At 35.7% G+C, this 17,366-nt stretch carries 19 protein-coding genes; 13 read left to right on the forward strand and 6 right to left on the reverse strand.

The genetic code is table 11. The features are described 5' to 3' along the window. The first annotated feature begins 1 nt into the window (after position 1). Positions 2–583, forward strand: coding sequence for a peptide-methionine (S)-S-oxide reductase (locus tag LPB86_RS16975; RefSeq protein WP_230646120.1), 582 nt, complete (start codon positions 2–4; stop codon positions 581–583). 44 nt (positions 584–627) lie between these two features. Here LPB86_RS16975 and LPB86_RS16980 read toward each other — a convergent pair whose 3' ends face one another. The 3 genes from LPB86_RS16980 to LPB86_RS16990 form a co-directional block, all read right to left on the reverse strand. Next, entirely contained in the window at positions 628–1,311 is a 684-nt protein-coding gene (locus LPB86_RS16980) for a hypothetical protein (protein WP_230646122.1), read from the reverse strand. Positions 1,312–1,543: 232 nt separating this feature from the next. Further along, positions 1,544–2,251 carry a helix-turn-helix transcriptional regulator gene (locus LPB86_RS16985; protein WP_230646124.1) on the reverse strand — a complete coding sequence of 236 codons (708 nt, stop codon included), beginning with the start codon at positions 2,249–2,251 and terminating at the stop codon, positions 1,544–1,546. A 181-nt stretch (positions 2,252–2,432) separates the two neighbouring features. Further along, the gene (locus LPB86_RS16990; protein WP_230646126.1) at positions 2,433–3,338 is read right to left on the reverse strand and encodes an AraC family transcriptional regulator; all 906 of its coding nucleotides are present in this window, start codon (positions 3,336–3,338) and stop codon (positions 2,433–2,435) included. A 148-nt stretch (positions 3,339–3,486) separates the two neighbouring features. On the opposite strand from LPB86_RS16990, the gene LPB86_RS16995 reads away from it, so the two are divergent. After that, the gene (locus tag LPB86_RS16995; RefSeq protein WP_230646128.1) at positions 3,487–4,338 is read left to right on the forward strand and encodes an aldo/keto reductase; all 852 of its coding nucleotides are present in this window, start codon (positions 3,487–3,489) and stop codon (positions 4,336–4,338) included. 82 nt (positions 4,339–4,420) lie between these two features. On the opposite strand, the gene LPB86_RS17000 is transcribed toward LPB86_RS16995, so the two are convergent. Next, positions 4,421–4,819, reverse strand: coding sequence for a hypothetical protein (locus LPB86_RS17000; protein WP_230646129.1), 399 nt, complete (start codon positions 4,817–4,819; stop codon positions 4,421–4,423). A gap of 2 nt (positions 4,820–4,821) precedes the next feature. Beyond that, a complete protein-coding gene (locus LPB86_RS17005; RefSeq protein ID WP_230646131.1) occupies positions 4,822–5,325 on the reverse strand; it encodes a Panacea domain-containing protein in 504 nt (167 codons plus the stop codon). 237 nt (positions 5,326–5,562) lie between these two features. On the opposite strand from LPB86_RS17005, the gene LPB86_RS17010 reads away from it, so the two are divergent. The 3 genes from LPB86_RS17010 to LPB86_RS17020 all read left to right on the forward strand — a co-directional run bounded on the left by LPB86_RS17010 (position 5,563) and on the right by LPB86_RS17020 (position 7,215). Further along, positions 5,563–6,099 (forward strand): hypothetical protein, encoded by a 537-nt coding sequence (locus tag LPB86_RS17010; protein WP_230646133.1) that lies wholly within the window; start codon positions 5,563–5,565, stop codon positions 6,097–6,099. Positions 6,100–6,104: 5 nt separating this feature from the next. Next, on the forward strand, positions 6,105–6,455 hold the full coding sequence (locus LPB86_RS17015) for a helix-turn-helix transcriptional regulator (RefSeq protein WP_230646135.1): 351 nt from the start codon (positions 6,105–6,107) through the stop codon (positions 6,453–6,455). Positions 6,456–6,756: 301 nt separating this feature from the next. Then, entirely contained in the window at positions 6,757–7,215 is a 459-nt protein-coding gene (locus tag LPB86_RS17020) for a hypothetical protein (RefSeq protein WP_230646137.1), read from the forward strand. Between the two features lie 377 nt (positions 7,216–7,592). Here the strand turns inward: LPB86_RS17020 and LPB86_RS17025 are convergent, their stop codons facing one another. After that, on the reverse strand, positions 7,593–8,927 hold the full coding sequence (locus LPB86_RS17025; protein ID WP_230646139.1) for a PIN domain-containing protein: 1,335 nt from the start codon (positions 8,925–8,927) through the stop codon (positions 7,593–7,595). A gap of 205 nt (positions 8,928–9,132) precedes the next feature. Between LPB86_RS17025 and LPB86_RS17030 the strand changes: the two genes are divergently transcribed. The 8 genes from LPB86_RS17030 to LPB86_RS17065 all read left to right on the forward strand — a co-directional run bounded on the left by LPB86_RS17030 (position 9,133) and on the right by LPB86_RS17065 (position 17,362). Next, positions 9,133–9,603, forward strand: coding sequence for an STAS/SEC14 domain-containing protein (locus LPB86_RS17030; protein WP_230646141.1), 471 nt, complete (start codon positions 9,133–9,135; stop codon positions 9,601–9,603). Positions 9,604–10,227: 624 nt separating this feature from the next. After that, positions 10,228–10,485, forward strand: coding sequence for a hypothetical protein (locus tag LPB86_RS17035; protein ID WP_230646143.1), 258 nt, complete (start codon positions 10,228–10,230; stop codon positions 10,483–10,485). Further along, positions 10,485–11,117 carry a DUF6266 family protein gene (locus tag LPB86_RS17040; protein WP_230646145.1) on the forward strand — a complete coding sequence of 211 codons (633 nt, stop codon included), beginning with the start codon at positions 10,485–10,487 and terminating at the stop codon, positions 11,115–11,117. Before LPB86_RS17035 ends, LPB86_RS17040 begins: the two co-directional genes overlap by 1 nt. A 669-nt stretch (positions 11,118–11,786) precedes the next feature. Further along, the gene (gene drt3a / locus LPB86_RS17045; RefSeq protein WP_230646148.1) at positions 11,787–13,436 is read left to right on the forward strand and encodes an antiviral reverse transcriptase Drt3a; all 1,650 of its coding nucleotides are present in this window, start codon (positions 11,787–11,789) and stop codon (positions 13,434–13,436) included. Continuing rightward, on the forward strand, positions 13,436–15,631 hold the full coding sequence (gene drt3b / locus LPB86_RS17050) for an antiviral reverse transcriptase Drt3b (protein WP_230646151.1): 2,196 nt from the start codon (positions 13,436–13,438) through the stop codon (positions 15,629–15,631). Before drt3a ends, drt3b begins: the two co-directional genes overlap by 1 nt. Positions 15,632–15,884: 253 nt before the next feature. After that, positions 15,885–16,040 carry a hypothetical protein gene (locus LPB86_RS17055; protein ID WP_230646153.1) on the forward strand — a complete coding sequence of 52 codons (156 nt, stop codon included), beginning with the start codon at positions 15,885–15,887 and terminating at the stop codon, positions 16,038–16,040. A 59-nt stretch (positions 16,041–16,099) separates the two neighbouring features. Continuing rightward, on the forward strand, positions 16,100–16,819 hold the full coding sequence (locus LPB86_RS17060) for a hypothetical protein (protein ID WP_230646155.1): 720 nt from the start codon (positions 16,100–16,102) through the stop codon (positions 16,817–16,819). A 42-nt stretch (positions 16,820–16,861) separates the two neighbouring features. After that, positions 16,862–17,362 carry a hypothetical protein gene (locus LPB86_RS17065; protein WP_230646157.1) on the forward strand — a complete coding sequence of 167 codons (501 nt, stop codon included), beginning with the start codon at positions 16,862–16,864 and terminating at the stop codon, positions 17,360–17,362. Positions 17,363–17,366 lie beyond the last annotated feature (4 nt).

Genomic DNA, 17,366 nt, shown 5'->3' on the forward strand with positions numbered 1-17,366 from the left:
AATGACTTTAAACGACTGGCTAAGCATGGATTACGGGCAGAATCAACCCCTGGATGCATCAGGATCAAATACAAGTGTAATTGGCATAGGTGGAAGTTGCCATTGGTGCACCGAGGCCATCTTCTCATCGCTTAAAGGCGTTACCCATGTGCAACAAGGCTGGATTGCAACTGCCGAAGACCTTGAGAACTTTTCAGAGGCAATATTAGTTAGTTTCAACCCAGAGATCATTTCCCTAAATAAACTGATCGAAGTACACCTGCGCACCCATAGCTCAACAGTTATGCATAGTATGAGAGAAAAGTATCGGTCTGCGGTCTACACATTTGATGATACTCAGGGCAAACTTGCTAGATTTATCATCAAAGAATTGCAACAGGACTTTGCGGAGCCAATCATCACAAAGGTGGACGGGTTTGGAACTTTTAAGCTAAATAAACCAGAATACCTCAATTATTATTTTGCCGATCCAGATAAACCCTTTTGCCAAAACATTGTAAATCCAAAATTGAAGCTGCTGCTGCGTGAGTTCAGCGGAGAAGTGGATCACAATAAATTGAAGCACTTGGAAGGGAAGGAGTAGTCGTAATGCGGCATCTGAAACCTCTGGTTTTTAATTGAATAATCTTACCTGATTTCGTTTCTCCATTCACTTGCCAACGTTTCTACATAATCTACAAAGTTATTTACATCATTTATTTTATAAAATGTGTATTCAGGCTGATTTTCTACCGACTCTACATTTTCAAAACAATGGTCTTGGGCGAATAAAAAAACATCTTTTGATTTTGGATTATATACTGTCGCATTTCCATTTGCTTCTTCTACAAAACAAATAAAATGTTTAAAGTCTATGGGTTCCTTTCCTTCCTCATTACACATTTCTTCATAATATTCCTCAAAACCTCCAATACCTAAGGAACATTCCGATTCGATGAACATGAAATTTTGGTTGTTACAGAGGCTTTCTTCAGGTTGATGATATGATTCTTGGATTCCTCCAATTTCTTTCAATAAAAGTTTGTGCTCTTCAATTAATTGTAGTTCTGAAATATCTTCCTTTTCAATTTTATTTAGCCAACCACAACTCGAACCATCTTTATTAGTCCAGGAAAATAGCTTAAACAATTGATTGTTTATTTTCAAATTTAAAACTCTCGCTTGTTTTAGAAGTGCAGTCAAAACTGGAAAGGTGTTTTCGAAATTGTCTGATAAGTGAATTTCTTTTACGGAGTCTAAAAACTCTACCTCATCGGATTGGTCGAAAAACCAAGATATTTCATTTTTAAATGTTTCAAAATCTATATTCATTAATTCATTCTTTTGATGAGATCTTTTTGCGAGTATTGTCAATAACACCGCGGGCTTGACAAAGTTGGTGGGCTGCGTTAAATTTTATACAATTTAAGGGATTTACGCCCTGCCTGTAACTTTTTTACGAAGGGTTTGCCCCTAATTATTTCACTATTATTCTTTTCCGCATTTATCAAAGATAAATTATAACGTACCTCAATTTGGGGGAGTCTGTTAACAAAGGGTTACGCTAAAGATTAAATAAGTCGGAGATCCTAATTAAATCGCCAAGACTCTTGGTACCTAGTTTTTTATTTATATTTTTCCGATGCGTTTCTACAGTAAATAAGGCAATACAAAGATAATCGGAAATGTCTTTACTGGCATAGCCATTTGCAATTAGTCTTAATATCTCCTTTTCTCTTTTGCTAAGGGAACTAAATTTCTGAAATGTTACTGGTGCAATCGGTGTGATGTTTAATTGCATATTTAAGTGGTGGAGTGAATGTCTCTGCTTGTTGATTTCTAAGCCCATGTAAATGAAGCACCCTGCTGTGCCCTTTAAAAGTTTGCCACTTAGATAGTATTGTTTCCAGTCTGAGCTCTTGTTAGTTCTTACTTTTTGATAAAAGCCTTTAACTTCAGTTTCATCGGCTCTTTGTGCTAAACCTATAAAATATCTGGATATACTTGCCATTTCATCTTTACAAAAACTGTCAGAACTAAAGTAATCTGCACCCATTTCGTTGATTTCATTTCTGCTTTTTTCAAGAAAAGAACACCCAGAATTATTGATGTAGCTATTCTCCATTTTTACCATGTCATTAATTAGTATTACGCCTGGCAATAAGTCGCCAATCGTTTCAATTATGGATATATCATTAGCAAAGTTGTCAAGTTGATAAAGTTGAGAGGATAACAAGATATTTGCTTCATTTGCGGAGTATTTTTTTAGCATAGCACAAAAATTAAGTTTAGATTTTATCAACTGAGCACGAGATTGTTGGCTTAATATTTTGGTTTAAAAATACAAACTAGTTGGTATTTTGTATACACAACTCAAATTAAGAAAAATTTATTTGTTTTATCTGACTATTAGCGAAAATCACTATGAAAACTAAACTGAATATATAAATCATTTATTTAAGCTGCCGATACTCATTTGGCGAATGGCCGACATGCTTTTTGAAGAAACGTGAGAAGTGCTGCGGGTATTTAAAACCTAATTCTAATGCTACTTCATTTACTGTTACGCCTGGTATAAAAATCATTTCTTTTGCCGCCTCAATAATTGCAAGCTGAACATACTCTAGCGCCGTCCTACCTGTTTCTTTTTTTACCAAATCACCAAAATAGTTCGCCGAAAGATGGAGCTGACTGGCAAAATAGGCAACCGTAGGTATGCCTAGTTGCTGTGGATTTTCAGATTGGAAATACGAATTTAAAAGCGATTCAAATCGGGTAAGCACATCAGAGTTGATTTGATCCCGTGTAATGAATTGCCTATCGTAAAAACGCACACAATAACTTAGCAACAGTTCAATATTCGACACGATGAGATGCCTGCTATGTTTGTCAATCGTCTGCTGAAGTTCAAAATTGATCTTTTTAAAACATTCTAACACCACCTCTAGCTCGTTTTCATTAAGGTGCAAAGCCTCGTGCACATCATAAGAAAAGAACGAGTAGTCTTTGACCCTCTGGCCTAGAGATGTTCCTCTAATCAAATCTGGATGAAAAATAAGGGCAAAGCCTTGCGGCGTAAAATCCTCGGTGGCTTCAACATTCATCACCTGGTTTGGGGCGGTAAATACCAATGTTCCATCTTGGTAGTCATAGTTGTTTCTACCATATTTCATTTCACAGCTTTTGCCGTATTTAATAGATACAGCATAAAAGCTAAAAGTAAATGTTCCAGAAACCGTTGACTTTTCTCTTGGTTTAAGAGTTGAAAAATCAACCACGTTTAATAACGGATGCGACGTTTTAGTATCCATTAGCCGGTTATATTCAGTTATTGTCTTGATTTCAATGATGTTGGCCATTTTTACAGGTTTGATACAAAGATAAGCACTGTTGCATTGCGATCAGCACGTTTACTTGCAATCCAGTAAAGGTGGTAGAAAGTTCAGTAATATAGATACCATTTGCTTAAAAGGCATTGCAGACTTTTGTACCTAATAAAAATAGAACATGGAAAAAGTAACATTAAATAATGGGATAGAAATGCCAATATTGGGATTTGGCATAATGCAGCTTATGGGCGAAGATTGCGAAAACATGGTAATTAGCGCAATAGAAGCAGGATACCGTTTATTCGATACCGCCGAATTATACGGAAACGAACAAGCATTGGGAAATGCAATTAAGAGAAGTGGTGTTGCAAGGTCCGAATTGTTTATCACCACAAAATTCGGCAGCAAAGAAGCCGGTTATGAAAAAACTTTAGCCGCATTTTACAGGTCTCTTGAGCTGCTCCAACTTGACTATTTAGACCTATATCTCATACACCAGCCCTTCGGCGATATATTCGGGTCTTGGCGTGCTATGCAACAACTCCATAAAGAAGGCAAAATAAGAGCAATAGGTGTATGTAATTTTACGCCAGACCGATTGATGGATTTGATAGCCAACAGTGGATTCACGCCGGCTATTAACCAGATCGAAACCCATCCCTTTCATCAGCAAACAGAAACAGCGCTATTTCTGCAAGAAAATGGTGTACAGATAGAGGCGTGGAGTCCATTTGCAGAGGGATTGAATGATATTTTCACCAATGAAGCACTTGCAAGAATCGGCGCAAAATATGAGAAATCTGTTGCCCAGGTCATCTTGCGCTGGCTTATCCAAAGGGGCGTAGTGGCTATTCCGAAATCTGCCCGCAAAGAAAGAATGATGGAAAACATTAATATTTTTGATTTCAGTTTGTCTGAACAGGATATGGAAGAAATTAAAACATTGGACAACAATAAAAGTGTGTTTTTTGATCATCGTGACCCTGCCATCGTAAAATGGATGAGCGAGTATGCTTGGCTTAATGTTTAAGGCAACGGCCGTGGGTTATCAATTAGATCTTCAATTACTATTTAAATTATCAAACGGCTAAAATATTTTGGTAGAAGATTTATTAGATATATGTTTCAGGTTTTGAAGGTCTAGCAAACAAATATTTTACGACATAAATGAAAATAGCAATTACGTTTGCAGATGAGGTTGTTAATAAAGCTATCAATACATTTTCTGTTAGTTCTAATTTACCTAGTGCCACTAGAAATACAAGACAGGCTGTGAAAAGTAACCAAAAAGCAAGGAGTTGAAATATTCTATCAGCGTATTCTTTTCTCATTGCTATGTCTTGTTTTAAATTTTTAAGAATCGCACGCTGAGTTTTGGTTTTTATCCTCTCTTGAACGCGATTAAAATCAGCAAGTTGACTTGCACTTAATTCATCCGGTTGATCAGAGGGTATTGTAGGAATAGTTATGTCGCCTAAATTTGCCAAGAAGTCATTTAGATTTTCCGACATGACTATTTTAAGTTCTTATAATGCTCCTTAATTAAATTATTAGGGATTATTTTCTCACGATTATTCTTTCCAATTTGCTCATTCCATACATTATACCAAGGTGTACCAATCTCGTGTGTAAGGTTTGACAATTGAATCCCTGATAAATCTCCATAAACTTCGAAAATTCTATCCAGAAACTTTTTGTCATCCTCAGATATTTTTGATAAATTGTTAATCTCCACACCTTGAGTAAATGGATCATTAGACCATCCGGGCACATCAAACTTTGCTAAGGAGTTTATGATGTTATTGCCATACACTTTGAATTTATGATAAACCGAAGGAATAACAGGTCCATATTTCCAAGCTTGCACTCCTTCATCTATTAAATCTTGATCTGCAAGGGCCAAGTACCAACCATGAGCTATGTAAACAAGCTTTAGAAGCTTCATAGGAGTTACTTCTTTACCGGTATCAAGCGACTTCTTAATGAAAAAATTTGCTATTAAATTTGGCCTATACATATTAGATATCCTTAAAACACACTGTAAAGTTACATAAAAATTATCTACAATAGTATATTATTGATGATCAACTAGATAGTTGATTTTACACAGATTGAAAGCAATTGATACCGAACTGTAAGACAATTTTGAGATAACCGTATCCCATCTGAAATCAAGGAACTAAAACACACTGCAAAAAACAAGTCATCAAGCTACCCATTTTAGACATACTCTTACCAGCTGCCCAATAAAGACATGCGAAAGCTGGCTTACGCCAAGGTGCTGCATACTTCTGTGCCCGGCGTAATGGAATTTACCAGGCAGTTCTATACGGCCAAAGGATTGTTTTATTTAGAAATGATGCATCTGGATTGTACAGCGCCTTTTGAGCTTACAGTAGATATGCATCATCCTGAACTTGTATTTCCAGTAGTGTTTAAAGGGGATGTGTCCCTGCCAGATCCACTTGACATTGTTTTACAGGAATGGGAGGCCGTAGCAGAAATTGTCCCTCCAAAAGCCTACAGTACCACCATACAGCCAGGTAAGTATAAAGTACTATTTTTATTGCCCGCAATTTCCACAGTAGCCAATCATGTGTCCTTTACTGAAGACGAATTAAATTCACTCTGCGTAAAATTTGATGTTGCGCTTTTCAGTGTAGTGAAAGTAAGCAGACGTAAAAAAACCATCATCCGTAAAATAGCAGATTGTACGGAGGCTATTCACCATGAGCGTGATGCTAAGATTTGGGCCATGATGATTAGCTTGATTAAGCTTTACGTAGGATAAAACAGGTGCAGCAAGACTTCAAAGCAAATGATCTGGAGCTGATCAAAAAGATAAAGGAACATATTGATAACAGTTCCGGAGCCAGTAAACTGATTACCGTAGCAGACTTGCTGAACCTTTTTCCTATTAGAAAAAGACTGTTTACACAATTGTTCAAAAAGGAATACGCTAGTAGCCCTAGTGATTATAGTGCTTGTGCCAGGATGGAACTGGCGCTTGAGCAGCTAACAAAAGAATTGAAAATTAGAGAGGTATCAGAAAATTTAGGGTACAATGCGCCAGAAACGTTTTCCCGGGCGTTTAAATCTTACCACGGATTTTTGCCCAGTGATGTTGCTATTCGTCAATTAACCTAACTGTCGGTAAAAAAATCAATCATTTTAAAATAATTCAAGTAAATCCAATATCAACATATGCTATCGTTTGTGATGCAAGGGCTCGAAACAGTCAATATCCAAAAGGTATTGTTGTCGTGGTAGCAAAACTCGAAGGCATAAACTATTCATTAGAAATGTATTACTTGCTCTATAAATATATGGATGGATAGATACATTATTTAGAACCATGGGAAGAAACAGCTTAAAATTACTTTTGGCAAAATTAAGTGGGGTAGATAAGTTTTTGAAATTTTTTCAATGAATATAAATACATTTATGGATGGAAAATCTGGATGCGATCAATAAATATGGAAGCGTTTTCTTAACCAATATTTATGAACCTAATGATAATGGACTCATTCTAGAAGTTAAAAAGGCAAAGATATCCGACTTTGAAGTTGACGTTATGGTAGGAGATAAAATTTTATCTGGATGCAAAGAAATAACTATAGACGAATTTGGTACGTATTTTACAATATCATTCAGAAACTATGTTTCTTACCAAGTTATCAATGAAAGCTATGCTAATTCGAATCCCACAGATGAATATGTTAGTGGTGATTATAGAACCTTTTGTATTTTTCAAAAGTCTAGGTATATGGATTTCATCTTGGATCAAACGTTTGCAAATGATGTATATCCAGGTGAGTTAATACATTATGGACTTTTTGCGCAAAATCACGTCGTACATGTTATTTCTATACATGAACCGATAATTGAAATAAAACAATCATGGTAAATAATAAATACCCTAATCATAGATCTTAGAAAGCTTGAACTGGCACTTCATTCTAATTGGGATAGATTTCTGGGACCGGATTGGCAGCACATCTTTTATCCAGTGCTTAAACTTACTGGATAGTGTACTTTGCCTTGGAATGGGGGCGTAGTTGCTTCAGAACGGTGGTATGGCATAATTCGGGGTTATCTTCTTATGTTTAAAACAAAAGTTTAAATAATGCGTAGGACTTAAGGTTCTGGCCGGGGAAAAGCTTTTGGTACATCTTTTAAGGATGAGCGTGCGAAGCTGGCTGTGAAGACAGAGATTGTGGATACAGATAAGAGGAAAAAGTTCTGGACTGTCACTGCGACGGGCGAGGAGCAGGCACAATCGTTTTAGTCTGACCTTTCTTTTGGCAAAAGTGAAAGCACAAATTTTTTGCCTTCTAAATTAAAAGCGGCATTTAAGTTTCGCGATTTGACAAAGTTCACCTGCAGCTTTCCGGTTTTTAAATTTGGTTCATTTGCAATCATAAGCTTGTACTCAAATTCAAAGCCTTTCATATAGTCCAATGTTTCAAAACTCACGGCAAGCCTCATGAATTTAAACGATTGGTTGTGCTTTAAATTATTGTGTTTCATATCGACTTGACAGTTACCATTGTTTCTGATGGAAATCCAATGATTTGTGTTTAAGGTCGCAGGAGTAGATGCTACTGGATTTTTTTTACATAGTTCATTCATTTCCTCCGTTAACTTGTAGCGCGAGAGAGGTTTTGATGGTGGTATTGGTTCATTAGGAAAAACATTAAAGGTGTTCGCATCTGAAACAATGATGCCTTGTGGAAAATATAGGCTCAGATCAATGTCCTCAGCAGGAATATTGCCTTCGTTATATATTTCGAGCTCAAACTCGATCGATAACATCCGTGTAATCTTCCAATTATAAACCTCGGGAAGATATTCGTACTCGTAGGATTGGAAGAATAGATCTAGTGCAGTATTGTAATGATGAATAGAACTTTCATCAAGGGCATTTCTGTATGGCAATTCTTTCTTTGTGGGCATTCTATAAGGTGTGTTGTCATAGGGGTAGTCCTTTTTCAACTGCTGCATTTGTTTGGCGCTAAATACTTCATAGGTATCTGCACAATCGAAATCCTTGAAAGTTAAAAATTTGGTTTTACCATTAAAAAACAGATCGACTTTTGGCAACCTATGTCTTAATTCATTATTCTCCCTGATCAGTTTTTGCATTTTGATTTCTGATTCATCCCGTTCTTCCTCCAGCAATTCCTTGTCTGATAGTTTGATTACCTTTATGCCCAAATTTTTTGCTTTGAGTCTTGGGCCAACGTCGTTGGAGATAAGTATAATCTGACTTTCAGGATTTTCAAGCGAAAATTGCATCAGTGAGGCCAATAAGCGATCATCCTGCTCTTCTCGGTCAAGTCCATTAGCGGTAAATATATCAACACTTGGTCTTTTATCAATTAACAGCCAGCCTTGAACCTCATTTTCCATGATTTCTTCGAAAAGTTTGGTGATGGATTTTGCTCTTTTGGCTAATGACTTCTTAATGTTGCGCTTGTGCTTATCTATCTCATCAATTACGATCGGAGCAATTACGAATGTATAAGTTCCTTTAACATAATTCTCCCACGGAATATCCTTTGCCGGTTTACAATGTAATAGAATATTGGTATCGAGGAAAATGAAGTTTTCTGCCATATTTAGATTTGCTGTTTTTCGAATCTAGTAAAACAACATGATAATTGAAAAATAATTAGCTTGCAGCCTTTGCTACCATTCCTCGGCTTTAGTGTACAAGATTACATACTGAAGGGCCAATGGTTATAATTATTTCCCTTTGAAGGCGATTATCTTTTCTACGGTTCAGGAGTTGACCCAGCTTCCGACGATGATTTTGGGCTGAATGTTGAGATGGCATTTGAATGAAAAGGTTGTGATGTCTGATGGCATTCGCCGCAAAACCTTAAGGTTATTTGCTTGTTGTCTATATAAACATCAATTTATGCTGACAAAAATTCAAAACCTGCCTGATTATGTATTGGGTGTCCGCGCCGCGGGAGAAGTGGATAAAAATGACCTGGATACCGTATTATTACCTGGCCTGCAAGCTTTAACCGATCAGTTCGGCGAAATCTATTATCTGTTGGTGTTGGAAACGCCTGTGCAGAATTTTACGGCTGGTGCATGGTGGAGTGATCTGGTTGCGGGAATTAAACATCTGACGCATTGGAAGAAGATGGCGATAGTGACTGATCAGAAAGCAGTCGAAAATTTCACCGATATGTTCAGTTATGTGAGTCCTGGCGAGGCGAAAGGTTTTCAGCTTTCAGAACTCGACGAAGCGATCAGTTGGGTAAGCACCAAAGCAGATTGATATGCGCCCGTATGTATTATTCTTCTGTTTCTTACATGCGTTCGGCATGCGTATATACCAACTTAACCATTGGCTTGAATCAACTTCCAGGTTGCTTAAGGGTTGAGTAACCTAAATGCGTTTCAACCTCGAAGTTGATCTGTACGTGATTCGAACGTGATTGCTCGATGGTATATACGCATGCCGGACGCAGCCTGGTAACATGTATTACCATAATACCTTATTTCCCATTGTTTTTAAAAACAAGCGCAACGGATTCTGCTTTCAACTGATGAAAGACAGCGAAAAAATAACGATTAAAAGACAGACTGGAGACTTGTCCGTACCATGTCCGGGGCAAAGGCACAGCAAAGGCACGGCAAAGGCACAGCAAACGCACAGCAAAGGCACAGAATGCGTGTATTTTATGTGCCTTTTTTCAGGCTTTTATATGCCTTTTCTGCGGTTACGGTCAGAGAATGTACCTGATTTTGTATTAGCACACTTTGAAATGTGTATTAATACACAGTAAATGAAGTTTAGATGGTTTACTTTGCTTCAAGTTGATCAAGCGAAAAGCTCACCATCAAAAGCATACTGGTTCCAGAGCAGCTGATGTTTGATCTTTGGATAAAAACGTATGCTTTGCGCAGTCGCAAAGATGAATTGTGGCTGGTAGACTTTAAAACCAGAACCGGGCAAGCGTGGCAAATAGAGTTGCAAAAAACGTCATGCGAATTTAGTATCCGGGTCTTTGCCACCAGTCTGGAAGATGAGCACAAAATGTTCTGCGTATTTAGCTGGATGGGTTGTTTAGCTGATTTTTTATTCGCATTGTTGGATCTTGCAGATGCGATAACAAGTGCTAAAGAAAAATTTAAAGGAACTAATTTATCAATATAATGGGGAAATTGATCAGAGGTATAAACGGGCCATTTTCCGGTACCGTAGGCGATATGGTAGGCTCTTCGCTTTATGGAGTGCCCTATATTAAAAGCAAGTATAAAAAGAGAACTAAACCAGCAGGAAAAGGGGAGACCTCCAATAGAAACAAGTTTGCAGATGCTCACAATTGGTTAAAACCTATCGGGCCGGTAGTCCGTGATGGATTTAAAGACTACCGTCCAAGGTTGCATGGCTTTAATGCTGCAAAATCTAATTTACTCGATTATGGTTTTGAGGGTATTCAGCCTAATGTGGTCATCAATCCAGCAAAGGTGAACATCAGCTGGGGTACCTTGCCTTTACCCAATTCTATAGCAGTTGAGCGAAGCCAGCCAAACCAGCTTACTTTTACATGGGATACCACACGCCTGGAAGGGACACGTAATGACGATCAGATTATGATGTTAGCCTATGATGTGGAGCATAAACTTGCGTGCTTTAAAATTAATGGATTATTTAGAAGATCAGGTTCTGACACCATTCCCATCCCAGATGTACCGGGTTACAATTATCAAATTTACTGCGCATTTAAGGCCGCAGATAGGAGTAGCCAATCTATGAGTGTATATTTAGGAGTTATCGGTGTTTAGAGCATCGGTAACTATAAAGTTAATATTTATCCACCATTTCAATATCTCAGTTCTTTGGTATATTTGCACTACCAAACTTATTACACGATAAAAAAAACCATACTCGTTCTAATTATTATTTTGTTTGCTTCGTTTGCTCACGCACAGGTTCAGAGCAATCGTTTAAGCATAACACCCAGTACAGATAATCAAAATGCCATCTACCGACTTTTCCCCACAACAAATAATTATAATTTCATAAAGCTAGACACACGCAACGGTAAAATGTGGCAAGTGCAATGGAATACTGAACCTGAAAATCGATTTACAACCGACCTAAGTTTAATTTCTTTGGTCGCTAAAGAGGATGAAAAAAATGGTCGATTTATTTTATAACCGACAATAAATAATTACAACTTTATTGTAATTGACCAAATAGACGGTAGAACATGGCAAGTGCGATGGTCAATAGACGCTGATAAAAGAATGGTTATCCCTATAAATTAATTTATATTCTATTAATCTTCATTTATATTTTAAGATGATTCGCATATCAGTATTGAGCAAAAAATATCTATTTTGCAATCAGCAAAAAATAATATTAAATATGGAAGTAAATTCATTGCCACCTTTCTTAAACTATGATCAAGAAGGAAAAGTAGATAACTTGTTGAAAGTTAAGCAAGAATAATGTTAAATCAATCGTTCTCTTATGATAATTTCAAGACAATTTTTGAAATAGAAAATCGAAAAGCGTCATTCGATGTAAACTTTCTTGATAAAGAATATTTAAAAATAACTGATGAAATCTCGGATTTTAAAATAGAAACGAAGCTTTTAGTTAGAAATGGGACTGATGATGAAGATTTGGAAAAAAGAAAACAAGAATTGTCCGAATTGGAAGGCAAGAAGGACACCTATCTAGAAAGTTATTTATTTGGCATAAGCGAAAAAGTCAATGATAAAGCATATAACTTAAAATTAAGTCATTTTTTTGACCATAAGACTGGGAAATCAGTCTACACAACCCAGAAGAATGTTTTGTCTTACTTCGTGATGAAACAACTTCAATTTAATTTAAGAAAGACTTTTAATGTGAAGCCCTCGGATAGACATTATATCGTTAAACAACTTAAATCTATATTGGGAGATGATTTCCCCAAATACGTTGTGAGAACTGATATCAAAAGCTTTTATGAGAGTATTCCTCAATACAAGTTGCTTAAAATACTTTCTAACAATCCGTTATTGAGTCCCCAATCGCTTCGATTTATCAATAATATTATTTATGAATATAATATTATTACAAATCAAGTAAAAATTGAAGCGGATAAAAGGATTGGAATTCCCCGAGGTGTAGGTATAAGCGCGTATTTGTCAGAGTTATTTATGAGGGATATTGACGAAAACATCCAGAATTTGAATTCCGTAAGCTATTACGCCAGATACGTTGATGATATAATAATAATATTTACACCACCGTATAAAAAGGACGATAAGAACTATTTCCTTAAGCAAGTTGAAAAAATTATTGAAGATGAAGGGCTAAAAATTAATATAAAATCTGATGACGGATTTGTCAATAAGTTTAAGCTTTTACTCGGTGGTACTAATAATAATAAAGAAAAATTCTTCCAAGTCGCAAAGCTGTTACTTCAATGCGAACAAAGTCTGAGCTTTCAAACACATCAATACTTAAGATTAATTCAACAACAGATATATTCAGTATCCATCGACGTCAATTCACGCATTGACGAGATAGAAAGAATCGTTTCTTCGGAAATTAAAAACATTGAAAACAACAAGACATTTCAGTGCAACCTATTCAAATCCTCAAATAATTTCTCAATTAACTTTCTAGGATACAAGTTCGTTTTAAGGAATGGTAGATTTTCTGAGATTCTATTATCAGATAGGAAAATGGAGAAGTATCAAGCTAGAATGGAATTAACTTTTCAGGCTTTCAGCGCTAATCGGCGCTATAATTATTCTGAAAGTAGAAGGCTTCTTCACAGTCGCCTATCGTATCTAACTAAAAACACTCGGCTTACTATGCCAAAAAAGGACTATATAGGAATTTATTATTCAAATAGCCTAATAAATGAGACCTGTAGTAGTTTAAAAGAATTAAATTCTATGCTTTATGATATAATAGATCGGAATTTACTAGACCCTAAGGATAACCAACTAAAAGTTAGATTAAAGCGATTCTGTTTTATTGACGGATTTTCAAAAAGAACTTTTTATAATCTTACATCGAGGGTATTGCCCAAAATAAGAGATAAATCGGGAAGTTATTTGCATACAAACTTTGAAAAAATAGTTTATATCTGGAAATAATGAAGAAGAAGAAGCCTATAGGATATTCAAAAGAAAGAGTTGTTTTGTCTGATACGTTGCCATATGAGTTGCCAATTATATTTTCCAACAGACATTTTTACCGATTTTTAACAAATTTTGGTGTAAATTTTATTGCAGATAGAAGTGATATCCAGTGGGATAAAGCCTATAAGGATGAGTCTATAAGCGCGATCGTAAAATTGCTATTTGGACTGGAGGAGGATGTTTTGGGCCGTTCAACTAAAATTTCAGATAAAGGACATATAAGAGTACCGTTCAGATATCAGATAACGCATAAGGAAAATGATTTTCGCGAATTAGCATTACCACACCCAAAAAATCAATTAGAAGTCATCTCATTTTACGAGGAGTTTAAAGAAATAATATTATATTATTGTAATCGGTCCTCATTCTCAATACGAAAACCTAGCAAAATCGCAAAATTCGTATATTCTAATGATACATTGCATCTAAGATTGAAGGGAAAGGATGATGATGCTATTGAAGATAATAGTAAGGAGTATGAAAATTTGAAAACATTCTTTACATATAAAGATTACTCCAATATTTATAAGTTTTACGAGGATTATCAATATCACAGAGCAGAAAAAAAATATAATCAGATGTTCAAATTTGATATATCAAAATGTTTTCCAAGCATTTATACACATTCAATTGTTTGGGCTTTATTTAATAAAGAAGTGGTAAAAGATGAAATCCTCACATCGAAATCAACTTTTGCGGGAAAATTTGATAGACTAATGCAGAATGCCAACTACGGGGAAACCAACGGCATATTAGTTGGTCCAGAATTTTCTAGAATATTTGCTGAATTAATTCTGCAACAAATTGATAAAGACATTGAAGATGAGCTAAGAAAAGAAAATATAATTTTCAAGAAAGATTACGAGATTTACAGATACGTTGACGATTTCTTTGTCTTTTTCAATAATGAAGAAACGAAAAACAGAATCTTCGAGTTATACAAAATGAAATTTTCTGATTTTAAACTGTCAATAAATGAAATTAAGACAAAATTTTATACTAAACCAATCATTACAGAATTGACAATCGCAAAATCAAGAGTTGTAGATTTATTAGATGAAGCGTTGGCTATTAAGATAAACCTGACAGATCCCGATTCTGTCAAGTCCCGAGCGTTTCAAAAATATATTTCAACGTTTTGCAATGCTAATCATTTAATAACCAAATTTAAGATCATAATTAAGGAAACAAACGTTGAATACAGGGATATTGTTAATTACACACTTACCTTAATTAATACTAGACTAGAAAAAAGCGTAGAATTATTTGAAGAGCACTATCGGTCGATTTCTAAACTTGAATTTAAACACTCTGAAAATCTCATTAACTTCCCTAGTTTAGAAAAGCAAAAAGAAGAATTTGGCTTCGTTCGATATTTATTAGAACTTCTTGACTTCACTTCATTTATTTATACAGTCTCTCCAAGGGTAAATTCCACCATTAAGTTTTCGATAATATTAAGTAATGTCATTGAATATGTAAAAGGAAACTATAGGTTTAAGGGGTTAGTCAATACAACAGACGGTAAAAGTGAGATACATAAAGTTGCGCATTCGAAACGATTTAACTTAATTAATATACAGTTGATTTTTAAAAAGATAGAAGATGATATTTCTTTCGTCCTCAACAAAAACCAGGTACATAAAAATATCCAAATTGAAACTTTATACTTGATTACGGTCTTAAGGAACTTAGGAAGGACATATCGGTTGTCCCAAGATCAAGTCGCTAAATACTATAAATTTGAGAAAATCATCAAAGACGGAAATGATACAGGGCACTATTCTTTAAGTTATGAGTTGAACTATTTTGCTATAACCAATCTATTATTTTATATAGAAAATATTCGATCCTTTGCGAATGTAAAAATTGCTTTAAAAAGATCGATAATAGAGAAAATCAAAGCGGTTGATAAGAAAAAACGTAGAACAAATACTGAATTAATTTTATTATTGATGGATTTGTTAGTTTGCCCATTTTTAGAAGGTAGCTTTAAACGAGAACTTATGACACTTTACGGTGTTCCAAAAACTGAACATTCTTCAATTTTAGATTTCAAGAACGTTCAGAAATATTGGTTTGTTAAATGGAAAAACTTTAACTTAGCCAAAGAACTAAATGCAAAATTGGCTTTAGAGCCATATTCGTAAAATATTTAGGTTACGCACTAGTCAAAATATCGGCATCATGCCACACACTAGCGTTTCCTGTAGCCGTAACTGGCGTCCATTTTGGACTATGGTAGCCTTGACTAGGGGCTACTTTTTAAAACATAATAACAGTCTCTGATAACGCTAAGGGTTACGGTTCAAATGATGCCACTTTAGTTAAGCCAATGAGAATAATTATTGCTATTCTTTAGTTTCTTTTATTATTTTTAATCTATCTCTAATTCCTTTTTATTTGTTCAAATTTCTAACTGCAGTTAGAAAGATTAGTAGTGAAAGGATGTTCCTGGATTTGCGCAGGCGCAATGGGAAAAGTTATACGAAGTACCTGGAGGAAATAATTGCGGCTATCCGTGCCAGTATTGAGGAAAGTAACAGGTTTAAAAGTTAGTAAATCGATTGGTTCTGCAGGAAATTTATTAAATTGCGATATCTATTAATTAATGCTTTATGAAATTTCCAAATTGGTTTAGAATAGCCTGGTGGTTATTACTGGTCATAATTCTCGCTTCTTTATTGTTTTTTAGAAGAAATGCTTTAATTGCCGGTGACACAAATGCTAATGATGTTTTTTTACTAGGTATTTTTACAGCAGTTATGCTGGTCCCAATATTTAGTGAAATGGAATTTCTTGGAGTTAAGCTGAAGCAGGAAATTGCAGCCTTGAAGGAAGATTTAAGAATTAAGATTGGTGAGATTAAAAACCATATCGAAAACAAGCAGCACCAGACGGTTCACAATACAATTCATGGTCAATCATTGCCTGCTTCAGATGAAAAGCTTGATAAAATGCAAGCTGACATCGCAGGGTTGATGGCTCTACAAGAAAATAGGGGGGTTACAGAAGCTGGCGTTGAGCTAACTGCATCCGTACCAGGTGATACGGTAATGGCTTTTAAAGTTCGGTATTTGTTTGAGGAAGAACTGAAAAGAATATGGTCGGAAACTGGACGAGGCTCAGATGATATGGTTTTTAGGCCGGCATCCTTTCAACGAATGGTTGAAAAGCTAGTCGACCGCGGAATTTTGGATCGGGAGTTAAGCGGAGTTATCGGCCAGATATTTAAGATTTCTAGCGTGAAGATCCATGGCGGGGAGCTCACAGAGACACAAAAAGAGTTTCTAAAAACGAACTGGGAAAATGTGTATCAGTTTCTGAAATCGCTTTAGATTCTGGTTGTAATTTAAAATAGTCTTTAATAAAAAATACTTATGAATCATATTGTGATCAGCTTGATATCTGAAGATGAAAAGCGCGATTTTTCGTATTCTGGTGTCGAAAAGAATTTTTCGGCTTTGCGTAGTGGCAGTTTTTTAGAAAGTTCGGACGAAACTGAAATTCTAAAATTTATTGGGGCCTTCAATTCAGATAACGAAAATTTGATTTTCACCATCTTAGGCCATGGCGGGACTGACCGATTAGCGAGTAAAGAAGGCGGAACGGTGTATTACGAAAAGTTGCTTAAGGCAATTTCGTCAACTGTAACTGTTTTCCCGGTTAAGGTTAATCTGCTGGCAAACTGTAATAGTGTGAATGCTTTGCATTTTTTGCCTGAAGGTAATCGTATCAAGGAGATCTGGTATACAGCTGATAACACTAACTGGATAAATTACGCCTTCCTCGCTGTGCAAGCGATGTCATTTGCAGATTTCAAATCCAATATCGCGGAAAATGGAGCCCATTATCATGATTGGATAAACCCGAATTATTAATCAA

The sequence above is a fragment of the Pedobacter sp. MC2016-14 genome (genome assembly GCF_020991475.1).
GTDB lineage: Bacteria > Bacteroidota > Bacteroidia > Sphingobacteriales > Sphingobacteriaceae > Pedobacter.

Bases quoted from the DNA above. Each gene is read 5' to 3' on its own strand.
- LPB86_RS16975 (WP_230646120.1), top strand. From the start codon at position 2: ATGACTTTAAACGACTGGCTAAGCATGGATTACGGGCAGAATCAACCC.
- LPB86_RS16980 (WP_230646122.1), bottom strand. From the start codon at position 1,311: ATGAATATAGATTTTGAAACATTTAAAAATGAAATATCTTGGTTTTTC.
- LPB86_RS16985 (WP_230646124.1), bottom strand. From the start codon at position 2,251: ATGCTAAAAAAATACTCCGCAAATGAAGCAAATATCTTGTTATCCTCT.
- LPB86_RS16990 (WP_230646126.1), bottom strand. From the start codon at position 3,338: ATGGCCAACATCATTGAAATCAAGACAATAACTGAATATAACCGGCTA.
- LPB86_RS16995 (WP_230646128.1), top strand. From the start codon at position 3,487: ATGGAAAAAGTAACATTAAATAATGGGATAGAAATGCCAATATTGGGA.
- LPB86_RS17000 (WP_230646129.1), bottom strand. From the start codon at position 4,819: ATGTCGGAAAATCTAAATGACTTCTTGGCAAATTTAGGCGACATAACT.
- LPB86_RS17005 (WP_230646131.1), bottom strand. From the start codon at position 5,325: ATGTATAGGCCAAATTTAATAGCAAATTTTTTCATTAAGAAGTCGCTT.
- LPB86_RS17010 (WP_230646133.1), top strand. From the start codon at position 5,563: ATGCGAAAGCTGGCTTACGCCAAGGTGCTGCATACTTCTGTGCCCGGC.
- LPB86_RS17020 (WP_230646137.1), top strand. From the start codon at position 6,757: ATGGAAAATCTGGATGCGATCAATAAATATGGAAGCGTTTTCTTAACC.
- LPB86_RS17025 (WP_230646139.1), bottom strand. From the start codon at position 8,927: ATGGCAGAAAACTTCATTTTCCTCGATACCAATATTCTATTACATTGT.
- LPB86_RS17030 (WP_230646141.1), top strand. From the start codon at position 9,133: ATGTTGAGATGGCATTTGAATGAAAAGGTTGTGATGTCTGATGGCATT.
- LPB86_RS17040 (WP_230646145.1), top strand. From the start codon at position 10,485: ATGGGGAAATTGATCAGAGGTATAAACGGGCCATTTTCCGGTACCGTA.
- drt3a (WP_230646148.1), top strand. From the start codon at position 11,787: ATGTTAAATCAATCGTTCTCTTATGATAATTTCAAGACAATTTTTGAA.
- drt3b (WP_230646151.1), top strand. From the start codon at position 13,436: ATGAAGAAGAAGAAGCCTATAGGATATTCAAAAGAAAGAGTTGTTTTG.
- LPB86_RS17060 (WP_230646155.1), top strand. From the start codon at position 16,100: ATGAAATTTCCAAATTGGTTTAGAATAGCCTGGTGGTTATTACTGGTC.
- LPB86_RS17065 (WP_230646157.1), top strand. From the start codon at position 16,862: ATGAATCATATTGTGATCAGCTTGATATCTGAAGATGAAAAGCGCGAT.